Here is a 26,687-nt window from a genome sequence, read left to right as displayed (position 1 = left end):
TCCCCAGGGCTAGTCCGCTCGTCATCGAGTGGTGGTCGTTGCCGCGTGCTCTCCAGTGGGAGGGCATTCAGCGGAGGGACGGCAGCGCCCTCCCCGAGTGATCGATGACGTTGCCGTTGGAGCAGTTGTTTGCGTGGTCGCCCACCCAGTCGCCGAGCACTGGCACGACGGCGACCTCTTGCAGGCAGACGGCCGCTGCGGTGAAGTTCCAGTTGTTCGCGGCATTCACGCCGCCGCCGAAGTTGCTGTCATTGTCGGCGTGGGCCGGAGCGGCCAGGGCGATGCTGCCGAGGACGAGCCCCGCGAGAGCGATGATCTTCTTCATGGCCTGTCAACGAAGATCACGTGAAAGCGTCACCACGGCCTGACGTGTGGTCATTGTTTGGCCACACGGATCCGGACATGACGAAGGCCCGGTCTGCTTTCGCAGGCCGGGCCTTGATCATTCAGGGTGAGTGACGGGACTTGAACCCGCGGCCACCTGGACCACAACCAGGTGCTCTACCAACTGAGCTACACCCACCATGTCCGGTCGTTTTTCTTTCTTCCGACCGGCCGAGAAAAAGTGTACAGGGTCCGAAGGGGTGCTCGCGCACACCTTTTCCGGACCCCGTACACAGGGGGCGGAAATGTGGTGCGAGGCGCTATTCCGCGGGCAGCACGTGCTTGGCCGCGATCTTCTTCGCCGTGTCGGAGTCCGGCCCCGGCTGCGGGACGAAGACCGCCTCGCGGTAGTAGCGCAGCTCGACGATGGAGTCGCGGATGTCGGCGAGCGCGCGGTGGTTGCCGTTCTTGTCCGGACTGTTGAAGTACGCCCTCGGGTACCAGCGGCGGGCCAGTTCCTTGACCGAGGACACATCGACGATCCGGTAGTGGAGGTAGTCCTCCAGCGTCGGCATGTCCCGCAGCAGGAATCCGCGGTCGGTGCCGACCGAGTTCCCGCACAGGGGCGCCTTGCCCGGTTCCTTGACGTGCTCGCGTACGTACGCGAGGACCTGCTCCTCGGCGTCGGCCAGTGTCGTGCCGCCCGCGAGCTCGTCGAGGAGGCCCGAGGCGGTGTGCATCTGCCGCACCACCTCGGGCATGGTCTCCAGGGCCTCGGCCGGCGGGCGGATCACGATGTCCACGCCGTCGCCGAGTACGTTCAGCTCAGAGTCGGTGACCAGTGCGGCCACCTCGATGAGCGCGTCATTCGCCAGCGAGAGCCCGGTCATCTCGCAGTCGATCCACACCATGCGATCGTTCATGCGCCTTACCCTACGGCGCACTCCTCTGCCCGGGCAGACTCGCGCGCCCCGCCGCGTATGCGTCCGAGCTCGGTTTGCCCGGATCTGTCGGCAGTGAGGCGGTGGGTCCCGGATAGGTTCCGGCCGCCGCGGTACGCCGTGCCTGGGCCGGGACCGGGGTCTCCGGTCCCGGCGCCGCCGCGATCTCCACCGGCTTCTCCGGCTGCGGCCTGCGCGCCCGGTAAGCCGCGCGGTACGCGGCCGGGGACGAGCCGAGCTGGCGCCGGAAGTGCCCGCGCAGGGCGACCGGCGAACGGAAGCCGCAGCGCCCGGCGACCTCGTCGACCGAGTAGTCGGAGGTCTCCAGGAGCCGCTGGGCCTGCAGCACGCGCTGGGTGATCAGCCACTGCAGGGGAGCGCTCCCGGTCAGGGAGCGGAACCGGCGGTCGAAGGTGCGGCGGCTCATGTAGGCGCGCGCGGCGAGGGTCTCCACGTCGAACTGCTCGTGGAGGTGCTCCAGCGCCCAGGAGACGACCTCGGCCAGCGGGTCGGCGCCGATTTCCTCAGGTAAAGACCTGTCGAGGTAGCGCTCCTGGCCGCCGCTGCGGCGCGGCGGGACCACCAGGCGTCGGGCGAGCGCTCCGGCCGCCTCGTTGCCGTGGTCCGTGCGCACGATGTGCAGGCACAGGTCGATACCGGCCGCGGTCCCGGCGCTCGTCAGGACGTCACCGTCGTCCACGAAGAGCTCGCGCGGGTCCACGTGCACCGACGGGTAGCGCTTGGCCAGCGTCGGCGCGTACATCCAGTGGGTGGTCGCCGGGCGGCCGTCGAGCAGGCCGGCCGCGGCGAGCACGAAGGCGCCGGTGCACAGGCCTACGATGCGCGCGCCTTCCTCGTGCGCGCGGCGCAGCGCGTCGAGCGCCTCCTCCGGGGGCGGCGACGTGATCGACCGCCACGCGGGCACGACGACGGTGCCCGCCCGCGAGATCGCGTCGAGCCCGTGGGGTGCGGTGAGTTCGAGGCCGCCCGTCGTGCGCAGCGGGCCCTCCTCGCCGGCGGACACCAGCAGCCGGTAACGCGGAACCCCTGCGTCCTGGCGGTCGATGCCGAACACGGAGAGCGGAATGGAACTTTCGAAGATGGGTCCGCCGCTGAACAGCAGCACCGCGACTATTTCCCGGCGCCGTCGCCCGGAAAGCTTCCGAGCTGCGGCCTCCGGCGCAGCAGTGGAGTCGTGGCTCATCCCGCTAAGCCCCCCTCGGTGGTCGCGTCGCCCTTTGTGGTGTGACGGGCTTGTCGCTCCAGCACGTTTCCCCTCGGTCCTGCAGAGTCCCCCGCCGATGGACAGTCATGATCGAATCTACTGCGTCCGGCAGTCCCGTCGTGACCAGTTGAGGATCCGGCACATTGTCGACATGGCAACTTGGCGTGAAGCATTCGATCACGAAGCGTGGCACTCAGGGGCGTTGCAGGGAAGTGCGCCTCAACTCAGTGGCCGGTCCCCGTAGGGTGCAAGCGCCTTCTGCGGTCCTTTCATGCCTGGTGGCACGGGGGTTGGAGGCGGGTGACGGCAAGAAATGCACGGCCAGGCGAAGTTGGCTGAAAATATACGCGGTAGTGCGCGGGAATCAGTCAGCCCCCCGGCGCACATCATCCTGTACGGCGACCGCCCCTGCGCGCCCCCGGCACCGTCCTCCCGCGCCCGCCCCGGTGGCGGCAGGACCGTACCGGAGCCGGCCGCGCCGCGCCCCGCTCGGACTGGCGCAGAAGCACTCGGCAGACCCCCGTCACCGCGGCCAGGCCGAGCGCCGCACCCATCGCCCCGGCCAGCGAGATCCCGTACCCCACCAGGACAACCGGTACCAGGACGCAGCTGAACGCGGCCCAGCGGACTACGTCGCTCACCGTGTCCGGTCCGGACGGCTCCGTGGTCTCCCGCCGCCCCTCGGGCGGCCGCTGCTCGCTCCGGGCGTCGGCGGACGGGTACACGATGGACGGTCCGGGCACGGCGCGCTCCCTGTTGCTGTGGGTACGCACGTTCAACGCGTGGTTGTCCGGCCGGTCACTCGGCCGAACCGGGGGTGCTCGAACCGTACCCAAACCGTCTGTACGAGGCAGCAACCATTGCCATACGGGCGCGGCCTCGTGCATGCTCCCCTGAACGCCGCGGAGCGTGCGCTTCACCGGGCAGACGACTCTGGGCAGAGGAGGGGTGTCGCCGTACCCTTGGGGGTATGGGGTTGGGAAGATGATTCCCGGACACAGCTCCGCCGCTCCCTGTCGTCCCTCCACCGAGGATCCGCCGAGGATCCAGAGGATCTATCGCCGAGACACCCATGGCCGGTCACGAATTCCCTGAACCCGCGGACCGCAAGCGGCAGGTCGCCGATCCCACGGCGACCCCCCAGGCGGCGGAAGAAACACGTCAGTCCTGCGATCCCGCCTTCAAGCACGGAGTGGTCGTCGGCTTCGACGGCTCGACCTCCAGCGAGCGGGCCCTCGCCTACGCCATCGGCATGGCACACCGTTCGGGCTCCGGCCTGATCATCGTCCACGTCGCCAACCGGCTGCCCACCACGGTGTGGGCGGGCTGCGAGCCGCCGGTCTTCGTCGATGTGCCGGACCACCGCACCGAGGTGCTCGGGCTCGAACTCGCGTGTGCGGAGTATCTGTCCGAGGTGCCCTGGATTCTCGTCGAGCGCGGCGGCGACATCTGCCACGAACTCGAAGAGGTGGGCCGGGAGTACGAGGCCGACGCGATCGTCGTCGGCTCCACGCACGGGATTGTCGGCCGGATCTTCGGCTCGGTCGCGGGACGGCTCGCGCGGCGCGCCAGGCGCCCGGTCATAGTCATCCCGTAACTCCCTTGAGCCCCAGGTGAGATGGGCGAATCCTACTCGCGCGTAGAGGTGCTTTGTGCCTTTGTGAAGGGTACATACCGGTCGCTGGGCCATCGCAGGGCCCAGTACCGCGCGCAGCACAACTGCACCCGCACGAAGGGAGCCCGCCGTGGACAAAGACGTCTCCGCGGGAAGCACGACCTCCACTCTCGGCCATCTCGCCCTGGGACTCACCCTGTTGGCCTTCGGCCTCGGTCACACCGAAGTGATCGGCGGCGTGACGGCCGCGAACGCCGTATCCCTCGCGACGTACGTCGGTGGCATCGCCCTGTTCGTCGCCGGTCTGCTCGCCTATCGCGCCAGTGACGCCTCGACGGGTACGGCCTTCGCCGCGCTCGGCGCGTTCTGGTTCACCTGGGGCGTCACGGCAGGCGATCCCATGTCGGCCAACGCGCAGGGGCTGTTCCTGCTGCTCTTCGCGCTGCTCGCCCTGAGCCTGACCCTCGGGGCCGCCGGCTCCGGGACTCTCGTGCGCGCGGCGTACGGGGCACTGTGCGTGGCCCTGCTGTTGCTCGCCGTGGCCGCGTTCGGTGACACGGCCGGGCTCGCCAAGGCCGGCGGCTGGTTCGCCGCGGTGGGCGGGCTGCTCGCCTGGTACGCGGCGACGGCAGCGCTGGGCGGACTGCCGACGGCCCTGCCGGGGCGCGCTGCCGGCCGGGGGGTGACGGCCACCGGCTGACAGCTGCGGGCCGGGGGAATGGGCGCCCCCGGCCCCCCATAAAGAACGGGTCCCTGTGCGCTTGGTGGCGCGCATGGGGACCCGTTCTTCTTTACTCGCAGCTTCTGTACTCGTACTGCGGGGGCTGCCTACTCCACCGTGACCGACTTCGCCAGGTTCCTCGGCTTGTCGATGTCGCGGCCCAGGGCCAATGCCGTGTGGTAGGCGAGGAGTTGGAGCGGGATGCCCATGAGGATCGGGTCGAGTTCGTCCTCGTTCTTCGGGACGACGATCGTGCGGTCGGCCTTCTCCTGCTCCTGGTGCGCGACCGCGAGGATGCGGCCGGAACGGGCCTTGATCTCCTCCAGGGCGGCGCGGTTCTTCTCCAGGAGGTCGTCGTCCGGGACGATCGCGACCGTGGGGAGCGCCGGCTCGATCAGGGCGAGCGGGCCGTGCTTCAGCTCGGAGGCGGGATAGGCCTCGGCGTGGATGTACGAGACCTCCTTGAGCTTGAGCGAGGCCTCGCGGGCGACGGGGTAGCCACGGACCCGGCCGATGAACATCATCGAGCGGGCGTCGGCGTACTCCTCGGCGATCTTCTTGATCTGCTCTTCCTGCTCCAGGATCTGCGTGATCTGCCCGGGCAGCTTGCGCAGGCCCTCGATGATCCGCTTGCCGTCGGCGACGGACAGGTCGCGGATGCGGCCGAGGTGGAGGGCGAGGAGCGCGAAGGCGACCGTGGTGTTCGTGAAGCACTTGGTCGACACGACGCAGACCTCGGGGCCCGCGTGGACGTACACACCGGCGTCCGACTCGCGGGCGATCGCCGAGCCGACGACGTTCACGACGCCGAAGACGCGGGCGCCCTTGCGCTTCAGCTCCTGCACGGCGGCGAGGACGTCGTACGTCTCGCCGGACTGGGAGACGGCGATGTACAGGGTGTCGGGGTCGACGACCGGGTTGCGGTAGCGGAACTCGGAGGCCGGCTCGGCGTCCGCGGGGATGCGCGCCAGCTCCTCGATCATCTGCGCGCCGATCAGGCCCGCGTGGTACGAGGTGCCGCAGCCGAGGATCTTCACGCGGCGCACGCTGCGCGCCTCGCGGGCATCGAGGTTGAGGCCGCCCAGGTGCACGGCGGAGAAGCGCTCGTCGATGCGGCCGCGCAGGACGCGGTCGACGGCCTCCGGCTGCTCGAAGATCTCCTTGTGCATGTACGTGTCGTGGCCGCCCATGTCGTACGAGGCGGCCTCCCACTCGACGGTGGTCGGGGACGCGGTCGTGCGCGTGCCCTCCGTCGTGTAGGTGCGGAAGTCGTCGGCCTTGAGGGTGGCCATCTCGCCGTCGTCGAGGGTGACGATCTGGCGGGTGTGGGCGACCAGGGCGGCGATGTCCGAGGCGACGAACATCTCCTTCTCGCCGATGCCGAGGACGACCGGGGAGCCGTTGCGGGCCACCACGATGCGGTCGGGGAAGTCGGCGTGCAGGACGGCGATGCCGTACGTGCCCTCGATCAGCCGGAGCGCCTCGCGGACCTTGTCCTCGAGCTTCTCGGCGGGGGAGCGGGCGATGAGGTGGGTGAGGACCTCGGTGTCCGTCTCGGAGAGGAAGGTGACGCCCTCGGCGGTCAGCTTGGCGCGCAGGTCCGCGGCGTTGTCGACGATGCCGTTGTGGACGACGGCGACCTTGTTGTCCGCGGACATGTGGGGGTGCGCGTTCTCGTCGGACGGTGCGCCGTGGGTGGCCCAGCGGGTGTGGGCGATGCCCGTGGTGCCCTTGAAGCGGGCGGGCACCTTGGCCTCCAGGTCACGCACGCGGCCCTTGGCCTTCACCATTTTCAGGCCACTGGCCTTCGGGCTGGTGATGACGACGCCCGCGGAGTCGTAGCCGCGGTACTCCAGGCGCTGCAGCCCCTCGAGCAGCAGCGGTGCCACGTCACGCTTACCGATGTAACCGACAATTCCGCACATATGTGTACTGATCCCCTCTAGCCGTAGACGATGCGCCGAAGCTGCCGCAGGGACAGCTCGGGCGGCGCGACCGCGCGGTACTTCAGGTCCGCCGAGATCCGTTCGAAGATCTCCGCGTTCACCAGGCCCTGACCCTGGAGCTCGCGGTGGCGGCGACGGACGAACCCTTCGGTCGTCTCGTCGAAGTAGGCGAGCACGTCCTGGATCACCCGCAGTGCCTCGCCCCGGTTCAGGGGCGAACTGCGCGTCAGGTGATCAACAAGTTCGTCGTGCACCTGGATGATCCTGGAGGAAGAGGGGGCCGTTCGCAAGAATTCTGCCCGATATCGGGCAAGCGTGCGACATCCGGCGCGGGTGTCGGGGCTCTTGGGACAGCTGTGGTCAAGGTTTGAGGGGCGCCATGCCGCTTGTTCGCGTTGCGTTCACGTGGCGTATCCGGCCGGGATGAGTGACCCGAGCAACTTTTCGGGTCATGGACATTCCCCGCATGGGCGTACCCGAGCAGCTCGCCGACCGGAGCCTGGCCGAGCAGCACGAGTACCTGCGCAGCAAGTTCTCCCGCCGCACGATGATGCGCGGCGGCGCCGTCACCCTCGGCGCGATCGCGGGCGGCGCCTTCGTGCCGGGCGCGGCGAGCGCCGCCGTACCCACGCAGACCGGGCGGACCCCCGGCGACGTACCCGCCGCCGAGAAGATCGACGGCGCGCTCGTCGCGCCCTTCGCCCGCCACCTCGCCTACGGCGCCGACGCCCGTACCGAGATGACCGTCTCCTGGCAGGTCCCGGTCGCCGTCAGGAACCCGTACATCCGCGTCGGCGTCCACCCCTGGGACCTGTCGCGGAAGATAGAGGCCGAGGCCCGGCCGCTCTACACCCCGGCCGGGGTCGGCACCGGCGCCGACCACACCCAGCACTACCTCCACGCCCAGCTGACCCGGCTGCGCCCCGGCACCACGTACTACTACGGCGTCGGCCACGACGGCTTCGACCCGGCGTCCGCGCACCTGGCCGGCACGCTCGGCACGTTCAGGACGGCGCCCTCGCACCGCGAGCCGTTCACCTTCACGGCCTTCGGCGACCAGGGCGTCAGCTACCACGCCCTGGCCAACGACAGCCTGATCCTGGCGCAGAACCCGTCGTTCCACCTGCACGCCGGAGACATCGCCTACGCCGACCCGTCGGGTTCGGGCCAGACGAGCGACACCTTCGACGCCCGGACCTGGGACCAGTTCCTCGCCCAGACGGAGTCCGTCGCCAAGCAGGTGCCGTGGATGGTCGCGTACGGCAACCACGACATGGAGGCCTGGTACGCGCCGCACGGCTACGGCAGCCAGCAGGCCCGCTTCACCCTGCCGGACAACGGCCCGGACGCGAAGAACCTGCCGGGCGTCTACTCCTTCGTGCACGGCAACACGGCGGTCATCTCGCTCGACGCGAACGACGTGTCCTGGGAGATCCCGGCCAACCTCGGCCTGTCCGGCGGCACCCAGACCACGTGGTTCGAGCGGCAGCTGAAGAAGTTCCGCGCCGACCGCGACATCGACTTCATCGTGGTCTTCTTCCACCACTGCGCGTACTGCACCGCCACGAGCCACGCCTCCGAGGGCGGCGTGCGCAAGGAGTGGGTGCCGCTGTTCGAGAAGTACACCGTCGACCTCGTCATCAACGGACACAACCACGTCTACGAGCGCACCGACGTGCTCAAGGGCGACCGGGTCACGAAGGAGCTGCCGATCGGCGGCACGGCGTACCCCGAGACCGACGGCATCGTGTACGTCACCGCGGGCGCGGCGGGCAGGAGCCTCTACGCGTTCCCGGTCGACGACACGTACGAGGGGCACGAGAAGGAGATCGACCCGTTCACGTCGTTCGTCGTCCAGCCCGACGGCAGCAAGAAGGACGTGACCGTCGACTGGTCGCGCGTGCGCTACACGAACTACTCGTTCCTGCGGGTCGACGTGGAGCCGGCGCCGGCGGGCCACACGGCGAAGCTGACGGTGCGGGGCCTCGCGGAGACCGGCGAGGAGATCGACCGGTTCGTCATCGCGCGCAAGGTGCGGCGCGGCTGAGCCACCCTGTCGGGCCCGCTTCCTTCTTCGCGGAGGGGCGGGCCCTTCGCTACATCCTCCTCAGCACCGCGCTCTTCGCCGCGCTGAACTCCTCGTCCGTCAGCACCCCGGCCCGGTGCAGCTCGCCCAGCTCGCGCAGGCGCCGCAGCAGCGCGTCGTGGTCCGGCTCCGGCCGGGGCGCCGGGGGCGCCGGGGGCGTCGGGGACGCCAGGGCGGCGAGGGCCGGGGCGATTGCGGGCTCCGGGTCCGGCGGCGCGCTCGGGTGCGGCAGCCGTGCCTGGACCGCCGCGGCGACCAGCGCCATCAGCGGATCCTTCTTGAAGCCCCACAATTCCACCGAGTTCGGGTCGTACTTGGCCGGAGCCTTCGTCGGTGAGCTGCGCACGGTGAAGCGCAGGGCCCCGTTCTCCAGGCCGGCCGCCGGCTGCCACCCGACCGCCGCTATGTCGGCGAGGGGGAGGAGCCGGGTGCCGGCGGCGGCCTTCCCATCCTCCGTCTTCCAGTTCCACTCCAGGCGCACCTGCTCGCCGTCGAAGCCCGCCGTGCCGTCGCCCGCCGAGACGGAGAGCGGCACCGAGGGTCCCGGGAGCAGATAGGACGCGCAGGCGGTGGACGGGACCTGGTCCAGCAGGAGCGCGCCCCGGACTTCGTCCACGAGGTACTCCGCGACCCCGTAGCGGTCGGCGTCCACGGTCAGCCGGTACGGGTCGGACGCGTCCGTCAGCTTGCCGCCCGTCGCCTGGAGCAGGGGGTCGGCGCCGTCACGCAGTCGCAGCCTCAATCGGCCCGACTTCTTGCCCTGTTCGAAGGACACGGACGCCAACGCGGCCAGCGGTACGACGAGTTCACCCAGCGTTCTGCGCAGCAGCCCGACGTTCTTGTCCCGGCCGGGCACGAGCCGCAGGGCGTCACCGTCGAAGGTCCACGTCCCGTCGCGCTGGATGATTTCCGCCATGCCGGGATTCTGTCATCCACCCCGCGAGAATTGGTCTACACCCTTGACCCGCTCATGGGGCGGACGGTACCCATGGTGACTGTTCGGCTGCACAGATGTGAAACCCCCCCGCGATCCACGACCTCGTCGCTCGTCGAAGGGACCGTTTGTGAGACAGCAACACAGGCAGCGCCGCAGGACCGCCCGGCTGTTCGGGTCACTGCTGCTCGTCGCGGCCGCGGGGGTGTCAGCCGTCGGCGCCGCCCCGTCACAGGGCGCGGGATCCGCCGCCGCAACCCCGCTGGGCCAGGTAGTGCCCGCTCCGGCCTCGGTGGCCGCCGGCGGGCCGGCGTACGAGATCACCTCGAAGACGCGGATCCGTGTCGAGAAGGACTCGAAGGAGGCGCAGCGCGTCGCCGGCTATCTGGCGGATGTGCTCAGGCCCTCCACCGGCTACCGACTGCCGGTCACGGGCCAGGGCGGTCGCGACGGCATCCGGCTCGAACTCAGCGACAGGGCGAAGGACTTGGGGGACGAGGGATACCGGCTCGTGTCCGGCCGCGGCTCCGTCACCATCACCGCCCACAGGGCCGCGGGCCTCTTCCACGGCGTGCAGACCCTGCGCCAGCAGCTGCCCGCCGACGTGGAGAAGAGCAGCAGGCAGGCCGGGCCGTGGCTGGTCGCGGGCGGCACGATCGAGGACAGCCCCCGCTACGGCTACCGCGGCGCGATGCTCGACGTCTCCCGCCACTTCTTCGGCGTCGACAAGGTCAAGCGCTACATCGACGAACTCGCCCTGTACAAGATCAACAAACTGCATCTGCACCTGAGCGACGACCAGGGGTGGCGCATCGCCATCGACTCCTGGCCGAAGCTGGCCACCTACGGCGGGTCCACGCAGGTCGGTGGCGGACAGGGCGGTTACTACACCAAGGCCCAGTACAAGGAGATCGTCCAGTACGCCGCCTCGCGGTATCTGGAGGTCATCCCCGAGATCGACATGCCGAGCCACACGAACGCGGCGCTCGCCTCGTACGCGGAGCTGAACTGCGACGGTGTCGCGCCGCCGCTCTACACCGGCACCGACGTCGGCTTCAGCTCGCTGTGCGTCAACAAGGCCGTCACGTACGACTTCGTCGACGACGTGATCCGGGAGATCGCCGCGATCACGCCCGGCAAGTACCTCCACATCGGCGGGGACGAGGCGCACTCGACCAGCCCGGAGGACTACGTCACCTTCATGAACAAGGTGCAGCCGATCGTCGCCAAGTACGGCAAGACCGTGATGGGCTGGCACCAGATCACCGCCGCCACGCCCGCCAAGGGCGCCCTCGCCCAGTACTGGGGCACCGACGGCACCAGCGCCGCCGAGAAGGCGCAGGTCGCGAACGCCGCCAAGAACGGGACCGGGCTCGTCATCTCGCCCGCCGACCGTACGTACCTCGACATGAAGTACAACAAGGACACGCCGCTGGGTCTGGCGTGGGCCGGGTACGTGGAGGTGCAGCGTTCCTATGACTGGGATCCCGGTACCTACCTTCCGGGAGCGCCCGCTTCAGCCGTGAAGGGCGTCGAGGGGCCGATGTGGGCGGAGACGCTGTCGACCTCCGCGCACATCGAGTACATGGCCTTCCCGCGGCTTCCGGGCGTCGCCGAGCTCGGCTGGTCGCCCGCGGCCACGCACGACTGGGACGCGTACAAGGTGCGGCTCGCCGCGCAGGCGCCCCGCTGGGACGCGCTCGGCATCGGCTACTACAAGTCGCCGCAAGTGCCCTGGCCCGCCGGGTAGTTGAGTCATGAACAGGTGAAAGGGGCTCGGGAGGACCGTCTCCCGAGCCCCTTTCGGTCTGCAGGGGTACCGCACACGCCTACGCGATCGGGTTCTCCAGGTCACCGACCAGCTGCAGCGCGCCCGACGGGTCCGCCAGATCCACCATCTGCTCGTTGTTGCGCAGCTGGAGCCGGTTCAGCGCGGACAGCGCGAAGCTCGGGGCGAACATGTCGAACCGGGCGAACTTCTCCGCCAGTTGGGGCGCCGACCGCTGGTAGTCGCGCACGCAGTCGGCGACCGCGGCCCAGAACGTGTCCTCGTCCACGACGCCGTCCTCGACCAGGTTCGCCGCCAGGAAGCGGAAGAAGCAGTCGAAGACGTCCGTGAAGATGGACAGCAGCTTCATGTCGTCGGGGACCTCGGCGCGGATACGGTCCACCTTCGGCGGGAGCACCGCGTCCGTGTCCATCACCGCGATCTCCTCGGCGATGTCCTTGAAGATCGCCCGCTGCACCACGCCGCGCTCGTCCAGGACCAGGATGACGTTCTCGCCGTGCGGCATGAACACCAGGTCGTAGGCGTAGAAGCTGTGGAGCAGGGGGGTGAGGTAGGACTTCAGGTACGGCTTCAGCCACTGACTCGGCGTCAGGCCCGAGCGCTCGATCAGGGCCCCGGCGAAGGAGCGGCCCTCGCGGTCCACGTGCAGCAGCGACGCCATCGTGGCGAGCCGCTCGCCGTCCTGCAGCGTCGGCACCGGCGACTCGCGCCACAGCGCCGCCAGCATCTTGCGGTACGGCGAGTAGCGGTCGGTGGCCGCCTCGTACTCCAGGTGCCGGTAGCCGACGGCCGCGCGCTCACGGATGACGGTGAGCCCCGTGCCCTTCAGCACCTCGTCGTTCTCGATGAGCCCGGCGAGCCAGTCATTGATCGCCGGGGTCGCCTCCATGTACGCCGCCGAAAGGCCGCGCATGAAGCCCATGTTGATGACCGACAGCGCCGTCTTGACGTAGTGCTTCGACGGGGACGTCGCGTTGAAGAACGTACGGATCGACTGCTGCGCCAGATACTCGTCGTCGCCCTCGCCGAGGAGCACCAGGTGCCGCTGCGCGACCTCGGCCGCGAAGGTGACGGACAGCTTGTTCCACCACTGCCAGGGGTGGACCGGGATCAGCAGGTAGCCGGCCGGGTCGAGGCCCTGGTCGCGCAGGATGCCGTCGAAGCGGGCAAGGGTCTCCTCGCCCAGCTCGGCACAGAGCAGCGACTCGTAGTCCAGGCCGACGCCCGCCGTGAACGCGGCCCGCTCGCGCGTCGCCGCCAGCCAGATCAGGCGTACGGGGCTCGCGGTCTCGGGGGCGTACGAGAGGTACTCGTGGACGCCGAAGCCGAGCCGGCCGTTGTTCGCGACGAAGCACGGGTGGCCCTCGGTCATGCCCGTCTCGATGTCCTGGAAGGAGCCGGACGCGGCCAGCTCCGCGGACGTCACGTCCGGCTTCGTCAGTTTGAAGCACGTACCGGAGAGCGTGGAGGAGATCTCCTCCAGGTAGACCGGCAGGATCGCGTCGCTCAGGCCGAGCGAGGTCTTCAGCTCGACGAAGAACTCCATTGCGCTGAGCGGGAGTTCACAGCCGTCGCGGTGGCGTGAGACGGAGTCCGCGGACACCTGCCAGTGGTCGAGGCGCAGGCGGCGGGCGGTGAAGCGGTACTCGGTCGCGCCGTCGTCGGAGCGCACGGCGTACCGGTCGTCACCCACCTCTCCCCCGAGGGGCTCGGGCGTGAGGAGGCGCTCGTGGGTGAACTCGGCGAGTGCCTTGCGGATGAGGAGGCGGTTGGCCTCGGCCCAGCGCTCGGGGGAGAGGTGGGCGACGGCGTCGGGGAGCGTCATACGGCGGCCACCTCCGCGGCGGCGAGGAACTGCTCGCGCGTGCAGAAGCTGAGCAGCGCCTGCTTCTCCGGCTTCTGGATGACGCGCTCGGGGACGAAGCCGACGGCCTCGTTCAGGGCGTGCACGGCCTTGTTGCGCACGTCGGGCTCGACGACGACGCGCCGGGCCGCCGGGTCGGCGAACAGGTACTCCATCACCGTGGTGATCACGGCGCGGGTGAAGCCGGGGATGCGGACGTCGCTGGGCGCCGTCAGGAAGTGCATGCCGACGTCGCCGGGCTCGGGCTCGTACAGGCCGACGAGTTCGACGTGCGCCGGGTCGTAGCGCTCCATGAGGAAGGCGGGCTCGCCGTCGTGGAGGCCTATGAACGCGTCGTGGTGCTCGGCGGCGGCTATCGCCATGTACTCGCGCTCCACGTCCTGCAGTTTCGCGTCCTGCATCAGCCAGAACGCGGCCTTGGGGTCGGTGACCCAGCGGTGCAGCAGCTCGGCGTCCGCGACGGGATCGAGGGGGCGGATGCCGAAGGTGCCGGTGGGGGTGCCGGTGGGGGTGCTCATGCGGCGAACTCCTGGAACGCGATGGTCTTTTCTACGGGGTAGTGCTCGGTGCCGAGCAGCTCACGGATGATGTACGCGTTGCGGTACGCGCCCATGCCCAGGTCGGGCGAGGTGATCGAGTGCGTGTGCACGCCGGCGTTCTGGACGAACACGCCGCGGCCCGTGGTGTCGACGGAGTAGTTGCGGGCGAGGTCGAAGCGGCCCCGGCTGTCCCAGTTGAGCCGGTCGCGGACCGGCTCCAGGAAGGCGGGCGTCTCGTACTTGTAGCCCGTGGCCAGGATCAGGCCGTCGGTGCGCAGCTCGAAGTCCTTGCCCTGCTCCTCCTGGCGCAGGCCGAGCGTGTACATACCGTTCTCGTAACTCGCGCTCTGTAGAGCCGAGTTGGTGAGCAGACGGGTGGGGACGGGGCCGGCCAGGTTCTTCTGGTAGAGGAGGTCGAAGATCTCGTTGATGAGGTCGCCGTCGATGCCCTTGAAGAGGTTCTTCTGCTGGCCCTCCAGGCGGTAGCGGGTCTCCTCGGGCAGCGCGTGGAAGTAGTCCACGTACTCGGGGGACGTCATCTCCAGCGTCAGCTTCGTGTATTCGAGGGGGAAGAAGCGCGGGGAGCGGGTGACCCAGTTGAGGCGGTAGCCGTGGACGTCGATCTCGCTGAGGAGGTCCAGGTAGATCTCCGCTGCGGACTGGCCGCTGCCGACGAGGGTGATCGAGTCCTTCTGCTGGAGCTCCTGCTTGTGCTGCAGATAGCGGGAGTTGTGGATCGCGTCGCCGCCGAGACCCCGGCAGGGCTCGGGGATGTGCGGCGGGGTGCCGGTGCCGAGGACGAGGCGCGGCGCACGGTAGGTCTCGCCGCCCTCGGTGCTCACGACGTACACCTCGGCGATCTCGTCGTACGAGACCCGCGTGACGGTCGTGCCGAAGCGGATGCTGGTGAGTTTCGCGGCGGCCCAGCGGCAGTAGTCGTTGTACTCGGTCCGCAGGGGATAGAAGTTCTCGCGGATGTAGAAGGAGTACAGCCGCCCCGATTCCTTGAGGTAGTTCAGGAAGGAGTACGGGGAGGTCGGGTCGGCGAGCGTGACCAGGTCCGACATGAACGGGGTCTGGAGGTGGGCGCCTTCGAGGAACATCCCCGAGTGCCACTCGAAGTCCGGCTTGGACTCCAGGAAGACACCGTTCAGTTCGGCTATCGGCTCGGTGAGGGCGGCCAGGCCGAGGTTGAAGGGGCCGAGGCCGATCCCGATGAAGTCGAGGGGATCAGGGGACTCAGGAAGCTTCGACAAGGTTCTCTCCCAGGTACTGCTCGGCGTGGCCGGCGATCAGATCGAGGACCGCGACGATGTCGTCGACGGTGGTCTCGGGGTTGAGCAGGGTGAACTTGAGGTAGTGGCGGCCGCCCACCTTGGTGCCCGCCACGATGGCGTCGCCGGAGGCGAACAGGGCCTTGCGGGCGTACAGGTTGGCGCGGTCGATCTCGGCGGGGTCGGTGACTCCGGCCGGGATGTGGCGGAAGACGAGGGTGGACAGCTGCGGCTCGACGACGACGTCGAACCGGGGGTCCGCGGCGAGCAGCTCCCAGGCCTTGCCCGCCAGGTCGCACACCTCGTCGAAGAGCTGCCCGACACCGTCGGCGCCCATCACGCGCAGCGTCATCCACAGCTTGAGCGCGTCGAAGCGGCGGGTCGTCTGGAGGGACTTGTCGACCTGGTTGGGGATGCGCTCGGTGACCATGCGGCGCGGGTTGAGGTAGTCGGCGTGGTACGTGGCGTGGCGCAGGGTGGCCGCGTCCCGGACGAGGACCGCGCTCGAACTCACGGGCTGGAAGAACGACTTGTGGTAGTCGACGGTGACGGAGTCGGCGCGCTCGATGCCGTCGAGGAGGTGCCGGTTCCTGACGGAGGCGAGGAGCCCGCAGCCGTACGCGGCGTCGACGTGCATCCAGGTGCCGTACCGGTCGCAGAGCTCGGCGATCTCGGGGAGCGGGTCGATGGAGCCGAAGTCGGTGGTCCCGGCGGTGGCGACGACCGCCATGGGTACGAGGCCCTCCTCGCGGCAGCGCTCCAGCTCACGCGCGAGGGCGACGGTCTGCATCCGCTTGTCGCGGTCGACGGGGATGGTGACCACGGCGTCGGGGCCGAGCCCGAGGAGCGTGGCGGACTTCTTGACGCTGAAGTGGCTGACCTCGGAGGCGAACACCCGCATTTTCGTGGGGTGTTCGGGGTTCTCGGACTTGGTCTCGTCGCGGGCGAGCAGCAGCGCCTGGAGGTTGGACTGGGAGCCGCCGGAGGTGAAGACGCCGTCGGCGGCGGGGCCGAGGCCGATGCGGCTAGTGGTCCAGTCGATGAGCTTGCGCTCGATGAGGGTGCCGCCGGCGGACTGGTCCCAGGTGTCGAGGGAGGAGTTGACCGCGGAGAGCACGGCCTCGCCGACCACGGCCGGGATGACGACCGGGCAGTTGAGGTGGGCGAGGTAGCGCGGGTGGTGGAAGTAGACGGCGTCGCGGAGGTAGACCTCTTCGAGCTCGTCCAGGGCGGCGGTCGTGTCGAGGAGCGGCGTGTCCAGGTCGACGGCGTCGATCCGGGGTGCGAGCTCGTCGACGGTGACCCCGGTGAACGGCCGCTCGGTGGCGGCGAGTTTGGCCGCCACCCGCTCGATTCCCTCGGTCACGGAACGGCGGTAGTGCTCCGCGGTCGTGTCGTTGAGCAGGTGCGAGCGCATGAACGGTCCTCCGGGTGGGGGCAGGAATGCGGGTGAGCGGGGAAGACGGGCGGCATGGGAAAGGGGCGAGGTCCCAGCACCTGACTTAGGTTAGCCTAACCTAAGTTGCGCTAGCGACCCCGCCCCTCTTCAGTGGCCGGAACCTGCTGCCGGTCAGCCCTCGGTGGCCGCCTCCTGGGCCTCGGCGACGCGCAGCCCGTCCTCGCTGAGCCCCTTGCGCCAGTAGCCGACGAACGTCACCGACCGCTTGTCGTAGGCGCGTTCGCGCACGAGGTGGCGGCGCAGTTCCTTCATGGTTCCGGACTCGCCCGCGAGCCAGGCGTACGGGCTCGACGCGTCCGGCAGTTCGGTGGCGCGGATCGCCTCCAGCGCGGACGGCGCTTTCTCGTCACGCACGAGCCAGGTGACGGTGACGTCGCCCGCGGTCGCGACGTCCGGGATGTCCTCGCGGTGCGGGACCTCCAGCCACACGTGCGCGGGCAGTCCCGGCGGCAGCCAGGCGAGGATGCCGAGTGCTGCGGGCAGGGCGGTCTCGTCGCCCCACATCAGGATGTGGTCGGCGCCCTCGTGGGGGCGGCAGCGTACGGCGGTGTTGTCGGCGACGGCCGGGCCGAGGACCGTCACGCGGTCACCGGGCTCCGCCGCCTCGGCCCAGACGCAGGCGGGGCCCGCGCCGCCGGGGCCGTCGTGGTGCAGGACGAAGTCGATGTCGATCTCGCCGGGTTCGCCGGGCGTGCGGCGCTGCCCGCTGACCGTGTAGGAGCGCATCGCGGCGCGCACGTCGTCCGGGAGCGCCCGGTACGCGGCGTGCCAGGCGCGGCCGTCGTCACCCGGCTCGGCGGGCGGCAGGACAGGAGCGTCCTGGCCCGGCCGCGGCAGGAACAGCGACAGGCTCTGGTCGCGGCCTCCGGCATGGAAGTCCACGAGGCCGGGCCCGGTGAACGTGACGCGCTGCAACGACGGACCGAGCCGCCGCGTCCGCGCTACCTGGAGGTCGAAGAATCGGAAGGGTGCGATCGCGGGGGACTCGGTCGTCGTCATGTGTGTCAGCCGACCTTCTTCGCCTTCTCGATCGCCTCGGCGAGGTCCTCGAGGATCGGGGCGCACTTGGCGTACGAGTAGATGGGCTCGGTGACGCGCGGGATGACCTGGCCGGCCTTGACGGCGGGCAGCTTCTTCCAGGTCGCCTTGTCGAGGTCGGCGGGCTGGATGGTGGCCGTGCGGTTGTCCATCATGATGACGTCGGCCGGGTACTTGTCGATGTTCTCCCAGCTCAGGTTCTCGAACCAGCCGCCGGACGCCTTCTTCGCCTTTTCCGAGGGCTCGACGAAGTTCACGCCGAGCGACTTGAAGTACTCCAGGTCGGCGGAGAGGTTCGTCCCGGAGACGTAGAAGATGTCCTGGCTCGCGGAGCCGACGAGGACCCTGATGTCGGGGTGCGCCTTGGCGGCCTTGCGCAGGCGTGCGGCAGCGGCCTCGAAGCGCTGCTTGGCCTTGACGACCTTGTCGGCCTTCACGTCGGCGCCGAGCGATTCGGCGAGCTCGAGCAGGCGCTGGAGCGGCTGAGTCATCTGGCGGTCGTAGACGGAGATGCCGACGGCCGGGGCCAGCTTGAGGATCTTGTCCTTCGATTCCAGCGGGACGGACCAGAGGGTGCCGGCGGTGTCGTACACGGTGGTGACGAGGAGGTCCGGGGCGAGGCTCGCGTACTTCTCGATGTTGAAGCGGCCCCACTCGTTGCCGATGATCGTCACCTTGTCGACGTCGATGTCGCCGGCCTGGACGTCGGCCTTGCCGGTCGAGGTCTTCGTCGGGCCGAAGACGCCCTTGCACTCGATGCCGTAGTCCCACAGGGCGGCGGCGACGCTGGTGAACGCGACGACGTTCGCCGGGACCTTGTCGGCCTTCGCGGTCGTGCCGCGGTCGTCCTTGAAGGACCAGGGGCCGGACTTGGCGCTGCCCGACTTGGCGCCCGAGCCGCTGTCTTTGGAATCGCTGCCACAGGCGGCGAGCGCGGCGGTGAGGCCGAGGGCGCCGCCCGCGGCGAGGATGCCGCGACGGGAAGGGGTGGTGAGACGGGCATGGGGCATGACAGTGGCTGCTTTCGTGACGTACGGAGGGCCGCTGGCCGGGTTCTGGCTTAGGTTAACCTAACCTAAGCTGTTGTCCAGAGGGTCCCCGTCGCAGCCTGCTCGGGCAGCCGCCGAGGCGGCAGCCGCCCGAGTCCGCGCGCAGTGCCCTCTCAGCCCGTCAGGCCCAACTCCCGCGCGATCAGCATCCGCTGCACCTCGCTCGTGCCCTCGCCGATCTCGAGGATCTTGGAGTCGCGCCACATGCGGGCCACCGGGTACTCGTTCATGAAGCCGTAGCCGCCGTGGACCTGCGTGGCCTCGCGCGCGTTGTCGACGGCGATCGTGGAGGAGTAGAGCTTCGCGATCGCCGCCTCCTTCTTGAAGGGCTCGCCCGCGACGAGACGGGACGCGGCGTCGCGCCAGCCGACGCGGGCCATGTGGGCCTTCATCTCCATGTCGGCGATCTTGAACTGGATCGCCTGGTTGGCGCCGATCGGGCGGCCGAACGCGTGCCGTTCCCTGGCGTACTTGACCGACTCGTCTACGCAGCCCTGCGCGAGCCCCGTGGCGAGCGCGGCGATGGCGATGCGGCCCTCGTCCAGGATGCGCAGGAACTGGGCGTAGCCGCGGCCCTGTTCGCCGAGCAGGTTCGCCGCCGGGACGCGCACGTCGGCGAAGGACAGCTCGCGGGTGTCGGAGGCGTTCCAGCCGACCTTCGAGTACGGGGCCGCGACCGTGAAGCCCGGGGTGCCGGACGGCACGATGATCGCGGAGATCTGCGGCTTGCCCTCGGGAGAGCGGCCGGTGACCGCGGTGACCGTCACCAGGCCGGTGATGTCCGTGCCGGAATTGGTGATGAAGCACTTGCTGCCGTTGATGACCCACTCGTCGGTGTCGGGGTCGAGCCGCGCCGTCGTGCGGGTCGCGCCCGCGTCCGAGCCGCCGTCCGGCTCGGTCAGGCCGAACGCGCCGAGGATCTCGCCGGAGCAGAGCCGGGGCAGCCACTCGGCCTTCTGGGCGTCCGTGCCGAACAGGTGGATCGGCATGGCTCCCAGCGAGACGCCCGCCTCCAGGGTGATGGCCACGGACGAGTCGACCCGGGCCAGCTCCTCCAGGGCGATGCCGAGGGCGAGATAGTCGCCGCCCATGCCGCCGTACTCCTCCGGGAACGGCAGCCCGAACAGGCCCATGCGGCCCATCTCCCGCACGATCTCGTACGGGAACTCGTGCCGCTCGTAGAAGTCGCCGATCTTCGGGGCGACGACGTCGTGCGCGAACTCCTCCACCGTGCGGCGGAGTTCCTCGAGTTCGGGGGAGAGGCGGTGGTCCAGGGACATGGGGATCACTCCTGGTGGGAGAGGGCGCGGACGGTGCGGGACGGGCTGGGCCGGCCCAGCTGTTCGGCCATCCACACGCTGGTGGCGGTGAGACGGCCGAGGTCGACCCCGGTCTCGATGCCGAGGCCCGAAAGCATCCACACGAGGTCTTCGGTGGCGAGATTTCCGGTGGCGCTCTTCGCGTAGGGGCAGCCGCCGAGGCCGCCCGCGGAGGCGTCCACGGTGGTCACTCCGTGCTGGAGCGCCGCGAGGGTGTTGGACAGGGCCTGGCCGTACGTGTCGTGGAAGTGCACGCCGATCGTGTTCGTCGGCACGCCCTCCTCGTTCAGCTCGGCCAGGAGCGTCTGGACGTGGCCCGGCGTCGCGACGCCGATCGTGTCGCCGAGACTCAGCTCGTCGCAGCCCATGTCCATCAGGGCCTTGGCGACCCGGACGACCTGGTGGACCGGGACGGCGCCCTCCCAGGGGTCCCCGAAGCACATGGAGAGGTAGCCGCGCACATGCGCCCGGCCCTCCTTGGCGCGGGTCACGACCGGCTCGAACATGGCGAGCGCCTCGTCCACCGTCCGGTTGAGATTGGCCTTGGCGAACGACTCCGTGGCGCTGGCGAACACGGCGACGCGCCGCGCGCCGAGTGCGAGGGCACGGTCCAGGCCTCGCTCGTTCGGCACGAGGACGGGCAGGTGCGGGCGCGGCTCGATGTCCTTCAGGAGCGGGAACAGGGCCTCCGCGTCCGCCAGTTGAGGCACCCACTTGGGGTGCACGAAACTGGTGGCCTCGATGGTGGTCAGGCCCGCGGCCGCGAGGCGGTGGATGAACTCCGCCTTCACCTGCGTGGGCACCGTCGCCTTCTCGTTCTGCAGTCCGTCGCGCGCGCCGACCTCGTGGATCCGCACGCGCGCGGGCAGATCCTGGGAGGCCACGACCATGGGCAGTGCGGTCGTTGCCGTGGATGCGGGGGATGCAGGGGTGCTCATGCCGTCATCTCCTCGTGCGGCGTGACGACCGCGAGGATCTGGTCCATCGCGACGGTCGTGCCGGGCGTGACGTCCAGTTCGGCCACGGTGCCGGCGTGCGGGGCGGAGATGACGTGCTCCATCTTCATCGCCTCGACCACCAACAGGCTCTGTCCGGCGGCCACTTCGTCCCCGACGGCCACCTTCACGACGGTGACCGTGCCGGGCATCGGTGCGGTGAGGGAGTCGGCGCCGGAGTGCGCGGCGCCGGTCAGGGACGCCGCCACCGGGTCGAAGTCCTGCACGTGCCAGGCGTCCCCGTCCCTGCCGAGCCAGTCACCGGCCCGGTGGAAGGTGTGGGTGAGACCGTCCAGGTGGACGGTGACCCGGTCCGCGGTGACGGTGTGGGTGCCGCGCGTGCGGTGCGTGACGGGTTCGAGTCCCGATGCCTTGAGGTGGAAGTCGAGTGGCGCGGGCGTGCCGCCGAGGCGCCAGCCGGTCGGCTGCGCGAACGGATCGGTCCAGCCCCCGCCGGACGGCGCCAGGGCGGCTTCGCGGACCGCGGCGGCCGCCTCGTACACCTCGACCGGCACCTCGGTCTCGACCAGGCCGTCCACCTCGCGCTCCACGAGCCCCGTGTCCAGCTCGCCCGCCACGACCGCCGGGTGCGCGAGCAGCCGCCGCAGGAACCCGGCGTTCGTCGGCACGCCCAGCGTGACCGTCTCTGCGAGGGCGGCACGCAGCTTGCGCAGGGCGGTCGCCCGGTCCGGGCCGTACGCGATGACCTTCGACAGCATCGGGTCGTACAGGCTCCCGACCTCCGTGCCCTCGCTCAGCCCGGAGTCGGTGCGCACCCCGTCGCCCTGCGGCTCGCGCAGCGAGAGGACCGTGCCGCCCGACGGCAGGAAGCCGCGCGATCCCTCTTTGACGGACACGGTCTCGGCGCAGATCCGGGCCTCGACCGCGTGCCCGGTCAGCTCGATGTCGTCCTGCGCGTACGGCAGTTGCTCACCGGAGGCGACCCGCAGCTGCCACTCCACCAGGTCGACCCCGGTGATCAGCTCCGTGACGGGGTGCTCCACCTGGAGGCGGGTGTTCATCTCCATGAAGTAGTACGAGGACGGGTCGTTGCCCGGCACGATGAACTCCACCGTGCCCGCGCCGCGGTACCCGCACGAGCGGGCCGCCTGCACCGCGGCCTCGCCCATCGCCGCGCGCGTCGCCTCGTCGAGCAGGACGCTCGGCGCCTCCTCGATGACCTTCTGGTGGCGGCGCTGGAGGGAGCATTCGCGCTCGCCCAGGTGGATCACGTGCCCGTGGCCGTCGGCCAGGACCTGGATCTCGATGTGCCGGGGGCGGTCGACCCAGCGCTCCACGAGCAGCGTGTCGTCGCCGAAGGAGGCGCGGGCCTCGCGGCGCGCGGCCGCGATCTCGTCGCCGAGCAGCGTCTCGTCACGCACCAGCCGCATGCCTTTGCCGCCGCCGCCCGCGGACGGCTTGAGCAGGACGGGCATGCCGATCTCCCGCGCCGCGTCCGCCAGTTGGGCATCGGTCAGGCCGCTGCCGGACGAGCCGGGCACGACCGGGACCCCGGCCGCCCGCACCGTCTCCTTGGCGCGGATCTTGTCGCCCATGAGGGAGATCGCGTCGGCGGAGGGGCCGATGAAGACGAGGCCGGCGTCGGCGCAGGCCCGCGCGAACGCGGCGTTCTCCGCGAGGAAGCCGTAGCCCGGGTGGACGGCCTGCGCGCCCGTGCGCGCCGCCGCCTCCAGGAGGCGGTCCACGCGGAGGTAGCTCTCCCCGGAGGGCGGCGGCCCGATGCGGACTGCCGTGTCGGCCTCCCGCACATGGCGGGCGTCGGCGTCCGCGTCGCTGTACACGGCCACCGAGCGGATGCCGAGTGCCCGCAGCGTACGGATGACGCGGACGGCGATCTCGCCTCGGTTGGCCACAAGGACGGTGTCGAACATGCTCATGGGGTCCCTCCCCTCACATCCGGAAGACGCCGAAGCCGCCGGACTTCTCCGGCAGTGGCGCGTGGGCACAGGCGGTCAGGGCGAGGCCGAGGACCTGCCGGGTCTCCAGCGGGTCGATCACGCCGTCGTCCCAGAGCCGGGCCGTCGCGTAGTAGGCGCTGCCCTGCTCCTCGTACTGGGCGCGGATCGGCGCCTTGAAGGCGTCCTCGTCCTCGGCGGGCCACTGTTCGCCGCGCGCCTCCAGCTGGTCGCGCTTCACGGTCGCGAGGACGGAGGCGGCCTGCTCGCCGCCCATCACGGAGATCTTGGCGTTGGGCCACATCCACAGGAAGCGCGGCGAGTAGGCCCGGCCGCACATCGAGTAGTTGCCCGCCCCGTACGACCCGCCGACGACGACGGTCAGCTTCGGTACGCGCGTGCTGGCGACGGCCGTGACCATCTTGGCGCCGTGCTTGGCGATGCCGCCCGCCTCGTAGTCCCGCCCCACCATGAAGCCCGAGATGTTCTGGAGGAACACCAGCGGGATGCCGCGCTGGTCGCACAGCTCGATGAAGTGCGCGCCCTTCTGGGCGGACTCGGAGAACAGGATGCCGTTGTTCGCGACGATCCCGACCGGGTGGCCGTGGATGCGGGCGAAGCCGGTGACGAGGGTCTGCCCGAACTCCGCCTTGAACTCGGCGAACCGCGAGCCGTCCACCACGCGCGCGATGACCTCCCGCACGTCGTACGGGGTACGCGAGTCGACCGGCACCGCGCCGTACAGCCCTGCCGGATCGACCTTCGGCTCCACCGCCGGGGTGACCGACCAGGGCAGCTCGCCGCGCTCCGGGAGCGTCGAGACGATCGTCCGTACGATCCGCAGCGCGTGCGCGTCGTCCTCGGCGAGATGGTCCGTGACGCCCGAGATCCGCGAGTGCACCTCGCCGCCGCCCAGCTCCTCGGCGGTGACGACCTCACCCGTGGCCGCCTTCACCAGCGGTGGGCCGCCCAGGAAGATCGTGCCCTGATTGCGCACGATCACGGCCTCGTCGCTCATCGCCGGGACGTACGCCCCGCCCGCCGTGCACGAGCCGAGGACCGCCGCGATCTGGGGGATCCCGGCCCCCGACATCCGCGCCTGGTTGTAGAAGATCCGCCCGAAGTGCTCGCGGTCGGGGAAGACCTCGTCCTGCATGGGCAGGAAGGCGCCGCCCGAATCCACCAGGTAGACGCACGGCAGCCTGTTCTCCAGGGCCACCTCCTGGGCGCGCAGGTGCTTCTTCACCGTCATCGGGTAGTACGTGCCGCCCTTGACCGTCGCGTCATTGGCGACGATCACGCACGCGCGGCCGCTGACCCGCCCGATTCCGGCGATCACCCCGGCGGCCGGGGCCTGATCCCCGTACATCCCGTCGGCCGCGAGCGGCGCCAGCTCCAGGAACGGGGAGCCCGGGTCCAGCAGTGTGTCCACACGGTCGCGCGGCAGCAGCTTGCCGCGCGCGGTGTGCCGGGCGCGGGCCCGCTCGCCGCCGCCGAGCCGGGCCGCGGCCAGCTTGCCGCGGAGCTCGTCGGCCAGCGCCTCGTGCGCCGCCTCGTTGGCCTTCCAGGCCTCCGACGCGGGATCGGCCGCGCTCGTCAGCTCCGGTGCCTCCTGCATTGCGCAGTCCCCTCGATCGGCTCTCGCTCGGTTAATGAGCGTTAACGCGTTTCCCTCAGGTTAACGACCGCTAACGTCGCTGTCTAGAATTACCTCATGGCCACCAGAACCGACGCCCTCACCCGCCGCGAGCAGATCCTCAAGGAGGCCGCGCGGCTCTTCGCCGAGCGCGGGTTCCACGGGGTCGGCGTCGACGAGATAGGCGCCGCGGTCGGCATCAGCGGCCCCGGGCTCTACCGGCACTTCGCGGGCAAGGACGCGATGCTCGCCGAGCTGCTCGTCGGCATCAGCGGCCGGCTCCTGACCGGCGGCAAGCGCCGGCTCGCCGAGTCCGGCGGCGGCGACCCCGAGGCGCTGCTCGACTCGCTCATCGAGGGGCACATCGACTTCGCCCTCGACGACCGCCCCCTGATCACGCTGCACGACCGCGAGCTGGACCGCCTGCGCGACAGCGACCGCAAGCTGGTGCGTCAGCTCCAGCGCCAGTACGTCGAGCTGTGGGTCGAGGCGGTGCGCGAGGTCTATCCGGACCTGGCCGAGCAGCCCGCGCGGGCCGCCGTGCACGCCGTCTTCGGCCTGCTGAACTCGACTCCGCACCTGGGCAGGTCCGGCGGACTGCCCGGCCGCGAGGCGACGGCCGGGCTGCTGCACCGCATGGCGCGCGGGGCGTTCGCGGCGGCCTAGGGCCTCTCGTTTGGATCATGCCGGGCTCGCCTGATGCGGCCTGATCCAAACGAGAGGCCCTGGGCGCCCAGGCGTGACGTGCGTCTCTGGACGCTCCAGAAACTGGCGGGTAACCTAAGCTGAGCAAGCGCTTAGTCGTGCAGTGATGCCGTTTCCGAAGGAGCAGGTCGTGCGCCGTACCGTTTTCAACGAGGACCACGAGGCGTTCCGGGACACCATCCGCGCCTTCATCGAGGCCGAGGTCGTGCCCGTCTACGACGAGTGGTTCGCGGCCGGGCAGGCCCCGCGCGACTTCTACTACAAGCTCGCCGAGCTGGGCGTCTTCGGCATCCGCGTGCCCGAGGAGTTCGGCGGCGCCGGCATCGACTCGTACAAGTTCGAGGCCGTGATGTACGAGGAGACCTCGCGCGCGGGCGTCCAGTTCGGCGGCTCCGGTGTGCACGTGCTGCTCGGCCTGCCGTACATCAAGATGCTCGCCACCGACGAGCAGAAGAAGCGCTTCCTGCCGAAGTTCGTCTCCGGCGAGGAGATGTGGGCCCTCGCGATGACCGAGCCGGGCACCGGCTCCGACCTCGCGGGCATGAAGACCACCGCCAAGCTCTCCGAGGACGGCACGCACTACGTCCTCAACGGCGCCAAGACCTTCATCACCGGCGGCGTCCACGCCGACAAGGTGATCGTCTGCGCCCGCACCGACGCGCCCACCGCCGAGGACCGCCGCCACGGCATCTCCCTCTTCGCGGTGGACACCAAGTCCGAGGGCTACTCGATAGGCCGCAAGCTCGACAAGCTCGGCCTGAAGACCTCCGACACCGCCGAGCTCGCGTTCGTCGACGTGAAGGTCCCCGTCGAGGACCTCCTCGGCGAGGAGAACAAGGGCTTCTACTACCTCGGCCACAACCTCGCCTCCGAGCGCTGGGGCATCGCTTTCGGCGCCTACGCGCAGGCCAAGGCCGCCGTCCGGTTCGCCAAGGAGTACGTCCAGGAGCGCGCCGTCTTCGGCAAGCCCGTCGCGTCCTTCCAGAACACCAAGTTCGAACTGGCCGCCTGCCAGGCCGAGGTGGACGCCGCCGAGGCCGTCGCCGACCGCGCCCTCGAGGCCCTCGACGCGGGCGAGCTGACCCCCGCCGAGGCCGCCTCCGCCAAGCTGTTCTGCACCGAGGTCGCGCACCGCGTCATCGACCGCTGCCTCCAGCTGCACGGCGGCTACGGCTTCATGAACGAGTACCCGATCGCCCGCCTGTACGCGGACAACCGCGTCAACCGCATCTACGGCGGCACCAGCGAGATCATGAAGACGATCATCGCGAAGGACATGGGCCTGTAACCCACCCGTCCCTCCGCCTTCTGT

Annotated in this window: 23 protein-coding genes and 1 tRNA gene; 6 read left to right on the top strand and 18 right to left on the bottom strand. The window is 70.0% G+C overall.

Features of this window, described 5'->3' with window-relative positions:
- Nucleotides 1-67: 67 nt before the first annotated feature.
- From AC07EJ_RS18705 to AC07EJ_RS18685, 5 genes are all read right to left on the bottom strand, one after another.
- Entirely contained in the window at nt 68-325 is a 258-nt protein-coding gene (locus AC07EJ_RS18705) for a hypothetical protein (RefSeq protein WP_389477144.1), read from the bottom strand.
- Between the two features lie 125 nt (nt 326-450).
- Nucleotides 451-523, bottom strand: a tRNA-His gene (locus AC07EJ_RS18700).
- Between the two features lie 121 nt (nt 524-644).
- The gene (gene orn, locus AC07EJ_RS18695) at nt 645-1,247 is read right to left on the bottom strand and encodes an oligoribonuclease (protein ID WP_389477146.1); all 603 of its coding nucleotides are present in this window, start codon (nt 1,245-1,247) and stop codon (nt 645-647) included.
- A gap of 10 nt (nt 1,248-1,257) precedes the next feature.
- Nucleotides 1,258-2,469 (bottom strand): helix-turn-helix domain-containing protein, encoded by a 1,212-nt coding sequence (locus AC07EJ_RS18690; RefSeq protein ID WP_362902181.1) that lies wholly within the window; start codon nt 2,467-2,469, stop codon nt 1,258-1,260.
- Between the two features lie 407 nt (nt 2,470-2,876).
- A complete protein-coding gene (locus AC07EJ_RS18685) occupies nt 2,877-3,233 on the bottom strand; it encodes a hypothetical protein (protein ID WP_389477148.1) in 357 nt (118 codons plus the stop codon).
- Nucleotides 3,234-3,562: 329 nt separating this feature from the next.
- Here AC07EJ_RS18685 and AC07EJ_RS18680 point away from each other — a divergent pair, with 329 nt between their 5' ends.
- On the top strand, nt 3,563-4,087 hold the full coding sequence (locus AC07EJ_RS18680; RefSeq protein WP_326775641.1) for a universal stress protein: 525 nt from the start codon (nt 3,563-3,565) through the stop codon (nt 4,085-4,087).
- A gap of 148 nt (nt 4,088-4,235) precedes the next feature.
- Complete coding sequence (locus tag AC07EJ_RS18675; protein WP_389477150.1) at nt 4,236-4,805, top strand: GPR1/FUN34/YaaH family transporter; 570 nt, start codon at nt 4,236-4,238, stop codon at nt 4,803-4,805.
- A gap of 128 nt (nt 4,806-4,933) precedes the next feature.
- Here the strand turns inward: AC07EJ_RS18675 and glmS are convergent, their stop codons facing one another.
- The gene (glmS, locus tag AC07EJ_RS18670; protein ID WP_389477152.1) at nt 4,934-6,751 is read right to left on the bottom strand and encodes a glutamine--fructose-6-phosphate transaminase (isomerizing); all 1,818 of its coding nucleotides are present in this window, start codon (nt 6,749-6,751) and stop codon (nt 4,934-4,936) included.
- A 17-nt stretch (nt 6,752-6,768) separates the two neighbouring features.
- The gene (locus AC07EJ_RS18665) at nt 6,769-7,026 is read right to left on the bottom strand and encodes a hypothetical protein (RefSeq protein WP_362902188.1); all 258 of its coding nucleotides are present in this window, start codon (nt 7,024-7,026) and stop codon (nt 6,769-6,771) included.
- Between the two features lie 212 nt (nt 7,027-7,238).
- Here AC07EJ_RS18665 and AC07EJ_RS18660 point away from each other — a divergent pair, with 212 nt between their 5' ends.
- Nucleotides 7,239-8,819 (top strand): purple acid phosphatase family protein, encoded by a 1,581-nt coding sequence (locus AC07EJ_RS18660; RefSeq protein ID WP_389477524.1) that lies wholly within the window; start codon nt 7,239-7,241, stop codon nt 8,817-8,819.
- Nucleotides 8,820-8,868: 49 nt separating this feature from the next.
- On the opposite strand, the gene AC07EJ_RS18655 is transcribed toward AC07EJ_RS18660, so the two are convergent.
- A complete protein-coding gene (locus tag AC07EJ_RS18655) occupies nt 8,869-9,774 on the bottom strand; it encodes a DUF4429 domain-containing protein (protein ID WP_389477154.1) in 906 nt (301 codons plus the stop codon).
- Nucleotides 9,775-9,922: 148 nt separating this feature from the next.
- Here AC07EJ_RS18655 and AC07EJ_RS18650 point away from each other — a divergent pair, with 148 nt between their 5' ends.
- Nucleotides 9,923-11,542, top strand: a complete 1,620-nt coding sequence (locus tag AC07EJ_RS18650) for a beta-N-acetylhexosaminidase (RefSeq protein WP_389477156.1) — start codon at nt 9,923-9,925, stop codon at nt 11,540-11,542.
- A gap of 79 nt (nt 11,543-11,621) precedes the next feature.
- On the opposite strand, the gene AC07EJ_RS18645 is transcribed toward AC07EJ_RS18650, so the two are convergent.
- From AC07EJ_RS18645 to AC07EJ_RS18600, 10 genes are all read right to left on the bottom strand, one after another.
- The gene (locus AC07EJ_RS18645; RefSeq protein ID WP_478884548.1) at nt 11,622-13,406 is read right to left on the bottom strand and encodes an IucA/IucC family protein; all 1,785 of its coding nucleotides are present in this window, start codon (nt 13,404-13,406) and stop codon (nt 11,622-11,624) included.
- Complete coding sequence (locus tag AC07EJ_RS18640; RefSeq protein ID WP_389477161.1) at nt 13,403-13,963, bottom strand: GNAT family N-acetyltransferase; 561 nt, start codon at nt 13,961-13,963, stop codon at nt 13,403-13,405. The genes AC07EJ_RS18645 and AC07EJ_RS18640 overlap by 4 nt, the downstream gene beginning before the upstream one ends.
- Nucleotides 13,960-15,240 carry a lysine N(6)-hydroxylase/L-ornithine N(5)-oxygenase family protein gene (locus AC07EJ_RS18635; RefSeq protein WP_478884547.1) on the bottom strand — a complete coding sequence of 427 codons (1,281 nt, stop codon included), beginning with the start codon at nt 15,238-15,240 and terminating at the stop codon, nt 13,960-13,962. The genes AC07EJ_RS18640 and AC07EJ_RS18635 overlap by 4 nt, the downstream gene beginning before the upstream one ends.
- Nucleotides 15,224-16,675: a lysine decarboxylase DesA gene (gene desA, locus AC07EJ_RS18630; protein ID WP_478884546.1), complete on the bottom strand. Its 1,452-nt coding sequence runs from the start codon at nt 16,673-16,675 to the stop codon at nt 15,224-15,226. The genes AC07EJ_RS18635 and desA overlap by 17 nt, the downstream gene beginning before the upstream one ends.
- A 153-nt stretch (nt 16,676-16,828) precedes the next feature.
- Nucleotides 16,829-17,716, bottom strand: coding sequence for a siderophore-interacting protein (locus AC07EJ_RS18625; RefSeq protein ID WP_478884545.1), 888 nt, complete (start codon nt 17,714-17,716; stop codon nt 16,829-16,831).
- A 5-nt stretch (nt 17,717-17,721) separates the two neighbouring features.
- Nucleotides 17,722-18,765: an ABC transporter substrate-binding protein gene (locus AC07EJ_RS18620; protein WP_393582107.1), complete on the bottom strand. Its 1,044-nt coding sequence runs from the start codon at nt 18,763-18,765 to the stop codon at nt 17,722-17,724.
- 152 nt (nt 18,766-18,917) lie between these two features.
- Nucleotides 18,918-20,078 (bottom strand): acyl-CoA dehydrogenase family protein, encoded by a 1,161-nt coding sequence (locus AC07EJ_RS18615; RefSeq protein ID WP_389477526.1) that lies wholly within the window; start codon nt 20,076-20,078, stop codon nt 18,918-18,920.
- Between the two features lie 11 nt (nt 20,079-20,089).
- Nucleotides 20,090-21,061, bottom strand: coding sequence for a hydroxymethylglutaryl-CoA lyase (locus AC07EJ_RS18610; RefSeq protein WP_389477171.1), 972 nt, complete (start codon nt 21,059-21,061; stop codon nt 20,090-20,092).
- Nucleotides 21,058-23,010, bottom strand: coding sequence for an acetyl/propionyl/methylcrotonyl-CoA carboxylase subunit alpha (locus AC07EJ_RS18605; RefSeq protein ID WP_389477528.1), 1,953 nt, complete (start codon nt 23,008-23,010; stop codon nt 21,058-21,060). Before AC07EJ_RS18605 ends, AC07EJ_RS18610 begins: the two co-directional genes overlap by 4 nt.
- 19 nt (nt 23,011-23,029) lie before the next feature.
- Nucleotides 23,030-24,652, bottom strand: coding sequence for a carboxyl transferase domain-containing protein (locus tag AC07EJ_RS18600; protein WP_389477173.1), 1,623 nt, complete (start codon nt 24,650-24,652; stop codon nt 23,030-23,032).
- 96 nt (nt 24,653-24,748) lie between these two features.
- Between AC07EJ_RS18600 and AC07EJ_RS18595 the strand changes: the two genes are divergently transcribed.
- Entirely contained in the window at nt 24,749-25,336 is a 588-nt protein-coding gene (locus AC07EJ_RS18595) for an SACE_7040 family transcriptional regulator (RefSeq protein WP_389477175.1), read from the top strand.
- Nucleotides 25,337-25,505: 169 nt separating this feature from the next.
- A complete protein-coding gene (locus AC07EJ_RS18590; RefSeq protein WP_383885252.1) occupies nt 25,506-26,663 on the top strand; it encodes an acyl-CoA dehydrogenase family protein in 1,158 nt (385 codons plus the stop codon).
- Nucleotides 26,664-26,687: the final 24 nt, after the last annotated feature.

Source organism: Streptomyces sp. NPDC045026, assembly GCF_056432625.1.
This window is presented reverse-complemented; position numbering and strand designations above follow the sequence as displayed.